This is a genomic window from Streptomyces yongxingensis (assembly GCF_055597465.1).
On the sequence record NZ_CM145717.1, the window covers coordinates 2838814 to 2852448 of the forward strand.

General features: G+C 71.7%; 18 protein-coding genes. 3 read left to right on the forward strand and 15 right to left on the reverse strand.

What is annotated here, in order from left to right:
• Positions 1-8 precede the first annotated feature (8 nt).
• Positions 9-1181, reverse strand: coding sequence for a C45 family autoproteolytic acyltransferase/hydolase (locus ACZ6TD_RS11870; protein WP_471353274.1), 1173 nt, complete (start codon positions 1179-1181; stop codon positions 9-11).
• A gap of 121 nt (positions 1182-1302) precedes the next feature.
• Here ACZ6TD_RS11870 and ACZ6TD_RS11875 point away from each other — a divergent pair, with 121 nt between their 5' ends.
• Entirely contained in the window at positions 1303-2205 is a 903-nt protein-coding gene (locus tag ACZ6TD_RS11875) for a MurR/RpiR family transcriptional regulator (protein ID WP_471353276.1), read from the forward strand.
• A gap of 54 nt (positions 2206-2259) precedes the next feature.
• On the opposite strand, the gene ACZ6TD_RS11880 is transcribed toward ACZ6TD_RS11875, so the two are convergent.
• The 11 genes from ACZ6TD_RS11880 to ACZ6TD_RS11930 all read right to left on the reverse strand — a co-directional run bounded on the left by ACZ6TD_RS11880 (position 2260) and on the right by ACZ6TD_RS11930 (position 7835).
• The gene (locus tag ACZ6TD_RS11880; RefSeq protein WP_471353278.1) at positions 2260-2571 is read right to left on the reverse strand and encodes a gas vesicle protein K; all 312 of its coding nucleotides are present in this window, start codon (positions 2569-2571) and stop codon (positions 2260-2262) included.
• A gap of 29 nt (positions 2572-2600) precedes the next feature.
• Positions 2601-2810 (reverse strand): gas vesicle protein, encoded by a 210-nt coding sequence (locus ACZ6TD_RS11885; protein WP_471357663.1) that lies wholly within the window; start codon positions 2808-2810, stop codon positions 2601-2603.
• 23 nt (positions 2811-2833) lie between these two features.
• Positions 2834-3697, reverse strand: coding sequence for a GvpL/GvpF family gas vesicle protein (locus tag ACZ6TD_RS11890; protein WP_471353280.1), 864 nt, complete (start codon positions 3695-3697; stop codon positions 2834-2836).
• Positions 3694-4086, reverse strand: a complete 393-nt coding sequence (locus ACZ6TD_RS11895) for a gas vesicle protein (RefSeq protein WP_471353282.1) — start codon at positions 4084-4086, stop codon at positions 3694-3696. Before ACZ6TD_RS11895 ends, ACZ6TD_RS11890 begins: the two co-directional genes overlap by 4 nt.
• Positions 4083-4346: a gas vesicle protein GvpG gene (locus tag ACZ6TD_RS11900; protein WP_471353284.1), complete on the reverse strand. Its 264-nt coding sequence runs from the start codon at positions 4344-4346 to the stop codon at positions 4083-4085. The genes ACZ6TD_RS11895 and ACZ6TD_RS11900 overlap by 4 nt, the downstream gene beginning before the upstream one ends.
• A 12-nt stretch (positions 4347-4358) precedes the next feature.
• On the reverse strand, positions 4359-5090 hold the full coding sequence (locus ACZ6TD_RS11905; protein ID WP_471353286.1) for a GvpL/GvpF family gas vesicle protein: 732 nt from the start codon (positions 5088-5090) through the stop codon (positions 4359-4361).
• 2 nt (positions 5091-5092) lie between these two features.
• Entirely contained in the window at positions 5093-5461 is a 369-nt protein-coding gene (gene gvpJ, locus ACZ6TD_RS11910) for a gas vesicle protein GvpJ (RefSeq protein ID WP_471357665.1), read from the reverse strand.
• A gap of 207 nt (positions 5462-5668) precedes the next feature.
• Positions 5669-5995: a gas vesicle protein GvpO gene (locus tag ACZ6TD_RS11915; RefSeq protein ID WP_470012809.1), complete on the reverse strand. Its 327-nt coding sequence runs from the start codon at positions 5993-5995 to the stop codon at positions 5669-5671.
• Between the two features lie 176 nt (positions 5996-6171).
• Positions 6172-6402, reverse strand: a complete 231-nt coding sequence (locus ACZ6TD_RS11920; RefSeq protein WP_471353288.1) for a helix-turn-helix domain-containing protein — start codon at positions 6400-6402, stop codon at positions 6172-6174.
• Positions 6402-6899: a DUF2975 domain-containing protein gene (locus tag ACZ6TD_RS11925; protein ID WP_471353290.1), complete on the reverse strand. Its 498-nt coding sequence runs from the start codon at positions 6897-6899 to the stop codon at positions 6402-6404. Before ACZ6TD_RS11925 ends, ACZ6TD_RS11920 begins: the two co-directional genes overlap by 1 nt.
• A 324-nt stretch (positions 6900-7223) precedes the next feature.
• Positions 7224-7835 carry a TetR/AcrR family transcriptional regulator gene (locus ACZ6TD_RS11930; RefSeq protein WP_471353292.1) on the reverse strand — a complete coding sequence of 204 codons (612 nt, stop codon included), beginning with the start codon at positions 7833-7835 and terminating at the stop codon, positions 7224-7226.
• A 133-nt stretch (positions 7836-7968) separates the two neighbouring features.
• Here ACZ6TD_RS11930 and ACZ6TD_RS11935 point away from each other — a divergent pair, with 133 nt between their 5' ends.
• Positions 7969-9204, forward strand: a complete 1236-nt coding sequence (locus tag ACZ6TD_RS11935; protein ID WP_471353294.1) for an MFS transporter — start codon at positions 7969-7971, stop codon at positions 9202-9204.
• 61 nt (positions 9205-9265) lie between these two features.
• Complete coding sequence (locus tag ACZ6TD_RS11940) at positions 9266-10207, forward strand: alpha/beta fold hydrolase (protein WP_471353296.1); 942 nt, start codon at positions 9266-9268, stop codon at positions 10205-10207.
• Between the two features lie 7 nt (positions 10208-10214).
• Here the strand turns inward: ACZ6TD_RS11940 and budC are convergent, their stop codons facing one another.
• The 3 genes from budC to gnd all read right to left on the reverse strand — a co-directional run bounded on the left by budC (position 10215) and on the right by gnd (position 13612).
• On the reverse strand, positions 10215-10988 hold the full coding sequence (gene budC, locus ACZ6TD_RS11945; RefSeq protein WP_471353298.1) for a meso-2,3-butanediol dehydrogenase: 774 nt from the start codon (positions 10986-10988) through the stop codon (positions 10215-10217).
• Positions 10989-11069: 81 nt separating this feature from the next.
• Positions 11070-12581 (reverse strand): glucose-6-phosphate dehydrogenase, encoded by a 1512-nt coding sequence (zwf, locus tag ACZ6TD_RS11950; RefSeq protein ID WP_471353300.1) that lies wholly within the window; start codon positions 12579-12581, stop codon positions 11070-11072.
• Positions 12578-13612 (reverse strand): phosphogluconate dehydrogenase (NAD(+)-dependent, decarboxylating), encoded by a 1035-nt coding sequence (gnd, locus tag ACZ6TD_RS11955; protein WP_471353302.1) that lies wholly within the window; start codon positions 13610-13612, stop codon positions 12578-12580. Before gnd ends, zwf begins: the two co-directional genes overlap by 4 nt.
• Positions 13613-13635: the final 23 nt, after the last annotated feature.

Here is a 13635-nt window from a genome sequence, read left to right on the forward strand (position 1 = left end):
GAGGGGCGTCAGTTGGGGGCGTGCGGACCGTCGTAGAGGTTCCAGGGCAGGTGCTGGTACGCGTGGTCGCAGGGGGTTCCGGGGGTCACGTGGTAGTCACCGGTGGTCAGGTCCACGCAGGAGGACAGCAGCGTCGTCCACCACTTGACCTCGGGCTGCCGGGGGTCGGGGTGGGTGCACAGGCCCTCGGGGTGGCCGAGGTGGTCGGACATGGCCTGGTGGATCAGCTTGCGGGACTCGTCCGGCGCGCCGGCCTCGCGCAGCCGGCGCAGCCCGGCCTCGGCCCGGGGCACCCGGATCAGGGAGTCGGAGGACTCGGGGCGGTAGCGGGCCGCGAGCTGGACGGGGACGGTGGTCTGGTAGTGGTTGCCGTGGACGAGCAACCCCTGCGTCGGATACATCCAGCCGTGTGCGCCCGGAGTGGTCTCGAGGTCGAGGGCGAAGCCCTCACGGCAGGTCAGCAGGGCGTTGCTGGCGATGTGGCCGCGGGTACGGCACAGTACGTCGACCGCCTCGCTGATCGACTCGCTGTCCAGGACCCGGCGGCGGATCACGGTCTGGGGCAGCCCCACGGCGTCGTCGAACCGGCCGCCGAGGCCGTTGGCGTTGAGGGCGACGCCCGCGGAGTTGGCGCCCTGGCGGCCGATCTGCCCGGCCTCGACCTGCATGATCACGGTGGGGTGCGGGGGCTGGACGATCCGGAGCATCAGGACGGTGTCCGCGACGCCCGCCCGCCAGTCCCAGTTCTGGCCGCAGTAGACGTGACCGTCGCCGCTCGCCTCGCCCAGCACGGCGAAGGACGTGCAGCCGTCGGTCACCTCCCGGTCGTCCGTGACGTCCGCGACGGCGTCCGCCCGGGCCCGCATCCGGGCGAAGGTCTGGTCGTAGATGATCTCGCCGCGGGCGTTGAGCGCGAGCACGTCCAGGAGCCCGGCACCCGCCCCCTCGGCGATCCCGCGCATCTCCTCGACGAGCTCGGGGGCGTAGGCGCGGACCGGCTCCAGCCAGCGCTCGGCGCGCGCGGTGACCTGGTCCCAGGTGAGCCCCGAGGATTCGCCGAACGCCTCCTCGTAGTAGGCGAGCGCCCCGCCGATGCTGTCGCGCGCCGCCTCGCCGTACTGGCGGCCGCGCTCGGCCGGCGGGCCGGAGATCTCGACGGTGGGGATGGTGGCGGCTGTCATGGCACTCCTGTGTTCCGAGGCCCGGGCCCACGAGGGGCTGTAACGTGTGTTTCAGGAATCAGCGTTCTTGGAACGGTGAGCCCAGATAGTAATGTCCGCCACAGGGAAGTCAAGAGCTGTAATGAGCGAACCGAAAAGCGACGCCGGGACGGCACGGCTGGCCTCCGCGGTCCGGGATATGTGGGGTGAGCTGTCCGCTTCCGAGCGGGTGGTGGCCCAGTACCTGGTCAGCGCCCCGCCGGAGAATCTGCTGTTCGCGAGCGCACAGGAGCTGGGTGCGGCCAGCGGCACGAGCAACGCCACCGTGGTCCGCGCCCTGCAGCGCCTCGGCTACTCCGGCCTGCCCGCGCTCAAGAGGGAGCTCGCCGCCGGCTTCACCTCCGCGACCGCCCCCGAGGAGCGGCTCAAGCAGCGCATCGCCCGGGTCGGCCACGACCTGGACGAGATCAAGGACCGGGTCTTCGACGAGGCCGCCGAGCGTCTCGACCAGTGCCGCCGCCTACTGGAGACGGATGTGCTGAAGCAAGCGGTGCAAACGCTGGCGGACGCGCGTGAGGTGGTCGCCTACGGCGTCGGCGCCTCGGAGCTCGCCGCCCGGCATCTGGTGCTGAAGCTGCGCCGGGCCGGCCGCCGGGCGCGCTTCGTCGGCGCCACCGGCTTCACCATGGCCGACGAACTGCTGAGCCTCGGCCGCGGGGACGCGGTGGTAATCCTCCACCCCGGCCGCCGGCTGCGGGAGTTCACCGTGCTCACGGATCGGGCGCGGGCGGTCGGCGCGAGCGTGGTGCTGGTCACCGACGTTCCCACGGGGCCGTTGGCCACCCACGCCGATGTGGTGATCAGCGCCCCGCACACGCCCACCGGCATCACCGCGGAATCCCTGGCGGGCATCGTCGTCATGGACACCCTCGTGCTGGCCCTCGCCTCCCTGGACGAGACCCGGGCGGTCGAAGCGTCCCATCAACTGACCGTGTTGAGGGGGCAGTTGATCGACCGGTCCGAGCCGCGGCCGCGCAAGAGCTGAACGGGCGGTGCGACGGCGCGCCGGGAGTCCCGCGGGGTTTCCTACCGGGGCTTCCTACCGGGAGGGCGGGCCCGCCGGGGAGAGCAGGGTGCCGAGCGGGCCGAGGTCGAGGTTGAGGTCCTCCATCCGGATGCCGTGACGGGCGCACATCTCCTCCATGCGCTGCTGGAGGATCATGAGCGTCATGCCGACGCGCTCCTCCTGCTCCTCCGTCAGATCGCCCTTGTCGACGCGGTGGAGGGCCTGGCGCTCCATCAGCTGACGCAGCAGCTCGACCACGGTCAGCACCAGCTTGGCCAGATCGCGCTCGACCGTGTCCGCGTCGGTGCGCAGCCGCTGGGCGGCGGCGGAGGAGGAGGCTGACATGCGCGGTTTCCTTTCGTCGGGGCCTTACGTCAGGGCAGCAGCGGGGCGGGGTGTTCGGCGTCGACCGGAGCGATGACCGCGCGCAGGTCGATCCGTACGAGATCGACGTCCGCGATGGACAGGACGAGGTCCCCGGCGAGCACGACCCCGCCCTGGAGCAGCCGGTCCAGCAGGTCGATCAGGGCGACCTCGCGGCCCGCGAGCGCCCGTGCGTCCTCCTCGTCCAACGCCCGGCTCATACGGGCCCCGTCCAACGCCCCGCTCATACGGGCTCCGGCCGGGGGGCCGGCTCGGGCGGAAGGGCGAAGGAGTACGGCGCCCAGGGGCCGGTCACCTCGACGCGCACCCCGGGCTGCCCCTCGGCAGCGGCCAGGACACGGGAGCGGAACTCCTCGGCGCGGTCGGCGGGCACCAGATACGCGTCGTTGGCGATGTTCTCGCCACCGGGCTTCCCGCCACCCGCGGTCCCGCCACCGGCCACCTGGGCGAGTTCGCCGCGCTGCGGCCGATGGGCGACCCTGCCCACCGCCAGGCCCCCGGCCTCCTCGGCGATCCGCGCGGCCGTCCGCGCCGCCGTCTGCCAGGCTTCCTCGGCGCCGCGCCGGCGCCGGCGGCGGGCGGCGAGATAGGCCCGGCCCGGACTGAGCGCCTCCTCCCCGCCCGTGGCTTCGGCGGGCACCGCCGCGTCCCCCGCCAGGGAGTCCGTGGGATCGGTGGAGACCTTGACGCCCCATTCGACATGTCCGGCGAGCCGTTCCAGCAGCGGCAGGAACTGGTCGCGGCGCTCCTGGAGGACCTGCCGCACCCGGTCCTCGTCCCGGTAGACAGTGGCCAGCCGCAGCGGCAGTACGGCGCCCAGCGGGGCCAGCCCCGCCACCACCCCGTGGTGGCCGCGGGCCAGCGCCTCCAGCCGGGGCAGCTCCTCCAGGCCCGCCTTCAGCGCGCCCTCCTCGAACTCCTCGGCCGGGACCGGGCCGACGGCCGCGGCCAGGTCCCCCGTCTCCACGAGCCCCACCTGCTCGTCCGCCACCCCGCGCAGTACGGCCGCCGCCCGTGCGGCCTCCGGGGTGGGGCGCAGCACCGCGTAGGCGTACACCATGTGCTGTCGCCGTGCGCTCTCGGTCAACCGTCCACGCTCCTGTCCTCGGCCCGTGCCCGCAGCGCCGCGATCTCGGCGCGCAGCCGGGCGTTCTCGTCGGTGAGGGACCGCTCCGCGTCGTCGTCCTGTACGGCCCGGGTGCGGGCGCGGGAGGACAGCGACGGATCGTGCTCCCACCAGTCGATGCCCATCTCCTTCGCCTTGTCGACGGAGGCGACGAGCAGCCGGAGCTTGATGGTGAGCAGCTCGATGTCCAGCAGGTTGATGCGGATGTCGCCCGCGATCACCACGCCCTTGTCCAGCACCCGCTCCAGGATGTCGGCGAGCGACGGGGCGCCCTCGGCGCCCTGGCCGTACGGGGTGGCGGGCAGGCGTGGCGAGCCCAGCCCGCCCGCCACCGGTTCTGTCGTCGTCACGGGGCTCTTCTCCGCTCGTCCGGCCGTTCCCGGCGTTCCAGCTCTTCCAGCCGGTCGAGCAACTCGTCCTCGCGGCGGTCGTACGCGTCCTCGTCGATCCGCCCGGCCAGCAGGTCCTGTTCCAGGTCGGCGAGGGCGCGCCGGACCGGCGCCGGGTCGTAGTAGTCGCGCTCGGCGGCCGCGGCCAGTTGCTCGGCGGCCCAGACGGTGGCGCGCACCGGTGCCAGCGGAAAGGTGAGCAGCCCGGTCAGCAGTCCCATGGCGCTCCCGCCTCAGGCCACGAAGCTGTACGGCGGCAGGGGGCCGCGCAGCCGGAAGTCGTAGCCGTCTCCGTAGCCCTGCGCGAGTTGCCGCGCGGCCCGGGAGAACTCCTCGGCGCGCCCCCGCTCCACCAGGAACGAGGCGTTGAGGAAGTCGTCCCCGGCCGGGGGGGCCACCACGTTGCCGCGGGCCATCTCCGACAGCCGTCCGACGACCTGGTCGGCCAACTGCCGCTGGCGTGCGTCCAGTTGTCGTGCGACCAGCTCGCCGAGGGCCACCCGGTCCGCGTAGGTGCCACCGCCGTCGCGGGTGCGTTCGTTGAGGCGCCGGGCGTCGTCGGACTCGGTGAGCACCTCCCGCAACAGGTCGTCCTGCGAGCGGGCCGCCTTCAGGTTGAACTCCGCGGTGGCGTGCAGCTCCTCGAGCCCGCGGACGTATTCGGCGCGCTTGCCGTCCAGCGCCGCCGTCACCGCGGCGTCGTCGGGCGCCAGCATGCCGAACCGCATCGGCAGCACCGCGCCGTCCGCCATCAGCCGCTCCTGGACCTCCTGGTGGGCGGCGAGGTCACGGCGCTTGGGACGCAGGTCCGGCGGCGCCGGGCTCACCACGCAGGCCAGCGGCCCGCCGGTGACCGCCCGCAGAGCGCCGGACACGCCGCCCACGGCCCGCAGTCCCTCCAGCCGCAGCGGATGATCGGACCCGGTGATCGCGTAGATGTAGAGGGACGGGGACGTGGTCGACATGGTCACCTGTCCTCGTCGTCGCGGTCGAAGACATCGCTGATGGCCCCGAGGGCGCCGCTGATCGCCCCCTCGGTCTTGCCCCGGGCGCCGCCCTCGACGATGTTGCCGACGATGTCGCTCAGCTTGTCCGGGGCTTTGCGGCCCGATTCCAGGTCGAGGCGGTTGCACGCCTCGGCGAAGCGCAGATACGTGTCCACGCTGGCGATCACGATCCGGATGTCGATCTTCAAGATCTCGATGCCGACGAGGGAGACCCGGATGAACACGTCGATGACGAGGCCACGGTCCAGGATGAGTTCGAGGATGTCGAAGAGGCTTCCGGTCCCTGAACCGGTCGATGCGGTGGCAGGCAGCCCGCCGGTCTGCGTCATCACGGTCACGTGTGCTTCCTCTCGGTCGCGCTCGGTCGCCTGTCCGCGTCTGATACGGGCGCGGTGGCGGTGGCGTTCACCGATGCGGCGCGGATGACACATGGGCGCGCACGCAGGGGACGGCCCCGCGCCGCGGACATCACCGGCGCGGGACCGTGGGAGGAAACCCGGCAAAGGAACGGCCGTGCCTGGTCCGGCGCGCGGCGTCTAGCGTCCGCGGTCGAGCTGACCGCGGGCGTAGCGGTGTTGCCGCTCGTAGCCGAGGAGTTGGCCTTGTGAGTCGAGGGTCACACGGTAGGTGGCCATGATGGTCATGGTCTCCGGCACCCGCTCCAGCTCCACCACCTCCACATCGGCCACCCATCCGTCCGGCGTCGGCTGCATCGCGGAAACCGCCTCCGGCGCGGTGCCCAGCAACTCCCCCAACTGCCGGGCGGCGCCCCGCATGGCCTGCGCCACGGGTACGCGGCGGGGTTGCGCGGGGGTCTCCTCGGACGTGTCCGTGCGCGGTGTGTCCGGATCAGTGCTCGTCATGGTCCTACCGTGCCAAGTCCTGTGGGTGCGTGGTGTGCGGATCGCCAAAGCGGCGACGGGGAGGCACGGAGTCTCCCCTGCCCGCCCCTCCCCGAACCAAGGGGCTCCGCCCCCTGCCCCCCGAACGCCCTCCGGCCTGTCCTCGATCGCCGGACGGGCTGGATTCACTGCCGCTGTCATCCGGCTGAAGACGGACCAGCGTCATCCGGCACCCAGCGCAGGATGTCGCCGGGCTGGCAGTCGAGGGTGCGGCAGATGGCGTCGAGCGTCGTGAACCGCACCGCCTTCGCCCGGCCGTTCTTCAACACGGCGACGTTGGCGGGCGTGATGCCGACGGCGGCGGCGAACTCGCCGACCGACATCTTGCGCCGGGCGAGCAGAAGGTCGAGGTCGACGACGATCGCCATCAGACCACCTCGGCCATCTCGGTCTCCAGATCCGTCGCCTTCCGCAACAGGCTCCGCATGATGACCATCAGCATCGCGAACGCCGCCCCCACGCCCACGCTCACCATCGCCGCTCCCAGGGCACCGATGACCTCCATGCCGTCGTCGGGAGTGGGGATCTCGGCCAGCGCCAGATGCCCAGTGACGCCGAGCGCCAGCAGCGTCGCCACGACCGAGGAGCCGATGATGGTGTCGACCCATCGGAAGGCCAGCGGCGTGAAGATCGCGCCGCGGCGGACCATGGCGAGCAGCATCCACACCGCGACGAGCGCCACCTGGACGCAGGCGACGCCGAGGATCGCCACCGTCACGTACGGCGTGGCGAACGGGGCGTAGGGAGGGAAGCGGTCGACCTCGTCGGCCGCCGTCGTCGGGATGACGACGATCTGGCCGAAGAGACCCGCCATGATCGCTGCGACGATGCCGGCCCGGAGCGCGACGATGAAGAGTCGATGCATGCATCGACTATCGATGGATTCCTATCGATAGTCAATCGATGTTTCCATGCGCTCGTCGCAGCCCGTCCGGGGGTTGACCGTCCACCCGGCCGCCCACCAGTCCTCGGGCCCCGTCGCCGGTACGGGCGCTGCGCACCGGCACGCTCGACGTCGCCCTGCTCGTCGGACGTCCGGAGGCCATCGCGCACGCGGCGGTCCACCTCGCGGGCGACGAGGCCGCGTTCGTCCACGGCCTCGCGCTGGACGTCGACGGCGGCCGCACCGCGGCGGCCGTCATCGCGGCGTAGCGGACCGCGCGTTTCGGCTGGTGGGCATGGGGGCGCGTTAGCGGTGCGCGGCACCCTCGGAGGCCGTCCGGGCGAGCGTGTCCGCCACCGTGGTGCATGCGAGCCGGACCACGGAGCGCAGCTCCGCGTCCGGCGCACCGGCCCGGCTCAGCACGGCCAGCGACTGGTTGACCGCGACGACGTACGTGGCCAGCTCGTCGAGCACCCGGGGGTCGGCCGACGCCCCCGCCAGCGCCTCGCGCACCCGTCGGCGCTGGAGGTCGAGCAGACCGCGCACCTTGGCGCCGTTCTCCTCCTGGAACGTCGGTGACTGCGTGGCGGACTGTGCGATGAGGCACCCGGTGGGGACGGCCGGGTCGGCGATGCGAGCCAGGATGACATCGAAGAACGCCTCCACCGCACGCACCGGATCACCGGGATACGCGGCGAGCGCCTGCTCGTACTGGGCCCCGTAGACCGCCGCATAGCGGTCGAGGCACTGGCGAAAAAGCGTGTCCTTGTTCCCGAAGGTGCCGTAGAGGGAACCGCGCCCGAGGCCGGTGGCGGAGCCGAGGGCATCGAGCGAGGCGTCCGCGTATCCGCGCTGCCAGAACACCCGCATGGCCTGATCAAGGGCCGTCCCTACGTCGAACTGCTTCCGGCCCGACATGCGGCACACCTCCTTCTTCGCGGCTGCGCTGTGATCCTACCTACATCTTGGATCGATTGGTCAATCTATGTTTGATCGATCGGTCCAAGATGGTTAGCGTGGTGGCCGGTGGTTATCGCACTCGAAAGGCCGCATGATGATCGACGACATCGCATCGGAGGTCCGCACACCGGACTCCCGCACACCGGCCGTGCCGCCCGGCGACGGACGGGGGGCACGCGGCGGGTTCTGGCTCGTGGCCGCGGTGTACACCCTGGTCATGCTGGGTGGAACGCTGCCGATCCCGCTGTATGTGTTCTGGGCGCCGCGGATGGGCTTCGGACCGTTCACCACGACGCTGGTCTTCGCCGTCTACGCGCTGGGGACGGTGCTCGCCCTCATGGTGTTCGCCTCGCTGTCCGACGACGCGGGCCGCCGTCCCCTCCTGATCGCCGCCCTGGTCGCCGCGGCCGCGAGCACATCGCTGTTCCTCGTCGCCGACGACGTGGGAACCCTGCTGGCGGCGCGGTTCCTGTGCGGCCTGGGCACCGGCATCTTCACCGCCACGGCGACCGCGGCGCTGGGCGAGCTCGCCGGGGAGGAGCACGCCCGGCGGGCGTCCATCGTCTCCACGGCGGCGAACATGGGCGGGCTGGGGCTGGGTGCCGTTGTCGCCGGCCTTTTCGCCCAGTACGGCACGGACCCCACGCACCTGGTGTTCTGGGCCTACCTCGCGAGCCTGGTGCCGGCGTTCCTCGCCCTCGTCGTCACCCCGGAGACCGTCACGGCCCGGCGGCGCCCCACTGTGTCCGTGCGCCGCCCGACCGTCCCCGACCAGCGGGCGGCGCGGGCCGAATTCCTGCGAGCCGCCACGGCCGTCCTCGCCGCGTTCGCGGTCAGCGGGCTGTTCTCGTCGCTGGTGCCGTCCTTCCTCCGTGAACGGTTGCACGTCCACAACCTCGCGGCCGTCGGCGCGGAGGTCGGGCTGCTGTTCCTCATCGCCCTGACCGCGCAAGTGGCCGCCCCGGCACGGTGGCTCTCCGGGCGCTGGGCGGCGCCGGCGTTCCTGATAGCGGGCGTCGCGGTGTTCGAGACCGGGCTGTGGACACGGTCACTGGTGACGTTCGTCGTCGGCACCCTCCTGGCGGGTACCGGCATCGGTCTGGCGTTCCGCCGCGGCATCGCCGTCACCCAGCGGCTGGCCGACCCGCGGCGCAGGGCGGATCTGCTCGCGACGTACTTCCTGTCCGCCTACACCGGCACGATCGTGCCCACGCTGGCCCTGGGCCTCCTCGACCAGACCATCAACCAGAACGTGGCGACCCTGATTCTCGCCGTCGCCGTCGTGGTGACGACCCTCGCCGGAGCGCTGAGCCGCCCCGCCACGTGAGCGACGGCCGCAACACAACCACCCCTCCAACCCCGTTCCAGCCCCATGAAAGGGCATCATCATGAGTTCGTCTTCAACCTCCCTGCCCACACCCCGAGGCCCCGGTTCCGCCGCCCGGGCGCCGGGCCTCCCGGATGGCTTCACCGACACCTTCACCAGCCACTACGTCGACACCGGAGAGCTGCGGCTGCACGCCGTCACCGGCGGTGAGGGGCCCCCGCTGCTGCTTCTGTGCGGCTGGCCACAGACGTGGTACGCCTGGCGCCTCCTGATGCCGGCGCTGGCCCGGGACTTCCACGTCGTGGCGGCCGATCCGCGCGGTGTGGGGCTGTCCGGCAAACCCCGGGGCGGGTACGACACCGGCACGCTCGCCACCGACATGGTGGCGCTGATGGAGGCGCTCGGGCATCGGCGGTTCGCCATGGTCGGCCATGACATCGGGATGTGGACCGGCTACGCCCTGGCCGCCGATCACCCCGAGCGGCTCGACCGGCTGGCGGTCGCCGAGGCCGCCATCCCCGGCCTGTCCCCCTCACCGCCGCTCTTCGGCAGCGGCGAGGCCAACGACCGCCTCTGGCACTTCGCCTTCAACCGCCTCCCCGACCTCAACGAACGGTTGGTCAGTGGCCGGGAACACCTCTACTTCGGCCATCAATTCGCCACGAAGGCCGCGAGGCCACTGCCCGGCCACGCCGTCCGGCACTACGTGGACACCCTCGCCGCCGACCCGGACGCCCTGCGCGCCAGCTTCGCGTTCTACCGTGCGCTCGACACCACCATCGCGCAGAACCAGCGGCGCACGACCCGACGGCTGACCCTCCCCGTCCTCACGATCGCGGGAGCGGACAACTTGGGCGAGGCGGTCGGCACCACGATGAGGCTCGCCGCGGACGACGTGGAAAGCGTGGTCCTTCCCGACTGTGGCCACTACCCCGCGGAGGAGGCCCCGGACGCGATGCTGTCCGCACTGACCCCGTTCCTGGCCCCGTACCGGGAGAGCTGACCGGCGCTCAGAACATGCGGGGCTGGCCCGAGGAGGCGCTCAGTCCGCCGTCGACCGGGATGTGGACGCCGTTGACGAATCGGGCGTCGGCACTGGCCAGGAAGGCGATGACGTCGGCGACTTCCCCGGGCTCGGCCGGGCGCTGCATGGGGATGCGCTGACGGAACGCGGCCATGGCGGTTTCGCTCTGCACTATGGGGGCGGCCATTTCGGTGGCGGTGAGGCTCGGGTGCACCGCGTTGACCCGCACGCCTTCGGCGCCGTGGTCGAGCGCCATGGCGTTGGTCAGGTTGGCCACCGCGCCCTTCGCCGCGTTGTAGGCGGCCAGACCCCAGTCGCCGCCGAGAGCGGAGACCGAGCCGACGTTCACGATGTTGCCGCCGACGGCACGCAGATGCGGCAGTGCGGCCCTCGACGCGTAGAAGGTGCCATCGGCGATGACGTCCATGACCCGCCGCCAGCCGTCCGTGCCGACGTCCCCGACGGTGCCGACCGCGACCGCGGCCGCGTTGTTGACCAGCACGTCCAAGCGGCCGTACTCCGCCACCACGCCATCGATGAGGGCGGTGACCGCCGATTCGTCGGAGACGTCCGCGACGCGGGCGACGACCGTCGAACCGGCGGGCGCGGTGGCGACCGTCTTCCGCAACTTCTCCTCGGTGCGTCCGACCGCGATCACGGTGGCGCCGTCGCGTGCGCAACGATGGGCGGTGGCGGCACCGATGCCGGATCCGGCGCCGGTGATGAGAACGACCTTGCCGGCGAAACGGGTCTCGCTCACGTTTTGTCCTCCATGGTGCTATCGCTGATCGGTACGACGTTGAAGTATTCCCCAGGTTGATGGTGCGTCCGAAGCCGCCCATCAGTGCGGCGACTTCGCGCCCCCTCCGGAAGCGGCATGTGTCCCGGGCGTCCCGGACGTTCGGAACGTCCCGGGCAGGACCTCGGCGGCGTCCGGCAGATGCCACGGATAGGGCGCGATCAGTTCGCTGATGGCCGGTTCGGGGCCCCAGGAGCCGGGGGCGTAGGGCTGGACCGGCGGGGGGTTCTCCAGGAGGGGGGCCGACGCGGCCCAGATGTGCTCGATGCCGCCTGACCGGGTGAACAGCGACTGGTCGCCCAGCATGGCGTCCAGGATCAGGCGTTCATAGCCCTCGAGCCCGTTCTCCTCGCAGAACGACCCGGCGTACCCGAAGGCCATCGTGGCCGGTTCGAGCCGCATCGCGGGGCCGGGCTCCTTGGTGAGGAAGCGGGCGGCGATCCAGCCGGGGTCCCCGAAGTCGATCACGATCTTGTTGGCCCGGTTCCTCTCCTGGTCGGCGAGGTCGGTCGGGAACATCCGCAGGGGCGGCTCGCGCAGTCCGAGGGTGATCACCTGGCGGCCCTGTGCGAGGTTCTTGCCGGAGCGCAGATGGAACGGGACCCCGGCCCACCGCCAGTTGTCCACCTCCACCCGCAGCGCGGCGAACGTCTCGGTCGTCGAATCGGGGGCCACACCGGGTTCGTCGCGGTAGCCCTCGTACTGGCCGCGTACGACATCCCCGGGCGCGATGGGGCGCAGCGCCTCGAAGACCTTGTCCTTCTCGTCGCGCAACGGCTCGGCGGCGAGCGAGACCGGTGGTTCCATCGCCACGATGCCGAGCACCTGGATCAGATGGGTGACGATCATGTCCCGGAAGGCTCCGGTGCCCTCGTAGAAGTGGGCACGGCCCTCCAGGCCCAGCGTCTCGGGGACATCGATCTGCACATACCTGATGTGGTCCCGGTTCCAGTTGGGCTCGAACATCCCGTTGGCGAACCGGAGGGCGAGGATGTTGTCCACCGACTCCTTGCCGAGGAAGTGATCGATGCGGAAGACCCGGGATTCGTCGAAGACCGCGTTGATCGTCTCGTTGAGCGCCCGCGCCGACGCCAGATCGGTGCCGAAGGGCTTCTCCACGATCACCTTCGCGTTCTCGGCCAGGTCCGTGTCGCCGAGCATGCCGATGGTGGACGCGAACGCCGAGGGCGGAATGGCCAGGTGGAACAGTCTGCGGGACGGCCCGCCGAGGGAGTCCTCCGCCGCCCGTACGGCCGCGAGCAGCGCCCCGGGGTCCTGGGGGTCGGCCGCGCCGAAGGACAGCGACTCCTCGAAGGACTTCCACCCCGGCCCGGTCGGCTTGGACCGTCCGAAGGTGGCGACCGCGTCATGGGCGAGGGTGCGGAACGCGTCGTCGCTCATCGCGGAGCGGGTCGGGGCCGAGCCCACGATGCGGTAGCCGTCGGGGAGGAGTCCCGCGGCGGCGAGGTGGAACAGCCCGGGAAGCAGCTTGCGCTTGGCGAGGTCGCCGGTGGCGCCGAAGAGCACGATCACATGGTCGTCCGGTGCCGTCATCGCCCGCTCCTCTTCTCGGCGTGTCCGCCGAACTCGCTGCGCATGGCGGACAGCACCCGGTCGGCGAACTCGCCGAGGCCCCGGGACTGGAAGCGGTCGGTGAGCGCCGTGCTGATCACGGCGGCGGGCACGCCTTCGTCCACCGCCGCCCGTACCGTCCAGCGCCCTTCGCCGGAGTCCGAGACGCGCCCGGTGAAGTCGTCCAGCTTCGGCGACCGGGCCAGCGCGTCGGCGGTGAGGTCGACGAGCCAGGAGCCCACGACCGAGCCGCGGCGCCACACCTCGGCCACCTCGCCGACGTCTATCTCGTACTGGTACGCCTCCGGCTCGCGCAGCGGGGTGGTCTCCGCGTCGGCGGCGCGCTTGCGCAGTCCGGCGTCCGCGTGGTCGATGATGCTGAGCCCCTCGGCGATCGCGGCCATCATGCCGTACTCGACCCCGTTGTGGACCATCTTCACGAAGTGGCCGGCTCCGCTCGGGCCGCAGTGGAGATAGCCCTCCGGCGCCGTTCCGTCGGTGTGTCTGCTCGGTGTCGGCTCGGCGGAGCCGGTGCCGGGCGCGATGGTGCGGAAGATGGGGTCGAGCCGGGCGACGGGCCCGTCCTCACCGCCGATCATCAGGCAGTAGCCGCGTTCGAGTCCCCAGACACCGCCGGAGGTTCCGCAGTCCAGGTAGTGGATGCGGTGCGGGGCGAGCTGCGCCGCGCGGGTGATGTCGTCGCGGTAGTAGGAGTTGCCACCGTCGATGACGGCGTCGTCCGGGTCGAGGAGCTCGGTGAGCTGGTCGAGGGTGGGCTGTACGACGGCGGCGGGCAGCATGAGCCACGCGGCCCGTGGCCGCTCCAGCTTCGCCACCAGGTCGCCGAGCGAGCGGGCGGCGACGGCGCCCTCGCCCTCCATTTCCCGGACGGCGCTCTCATTGACGTCGTAGACCACACAGCGGTGGCCGTCGCGCATCAGCCGGCGCACGAGGTTCGCGCCCATCCGGCCGAGCCCGATCATGCCGAGCTGCATGGGGGTGTCGGTAGCCATGTGCTCTCCTGTCGCGTCATTGC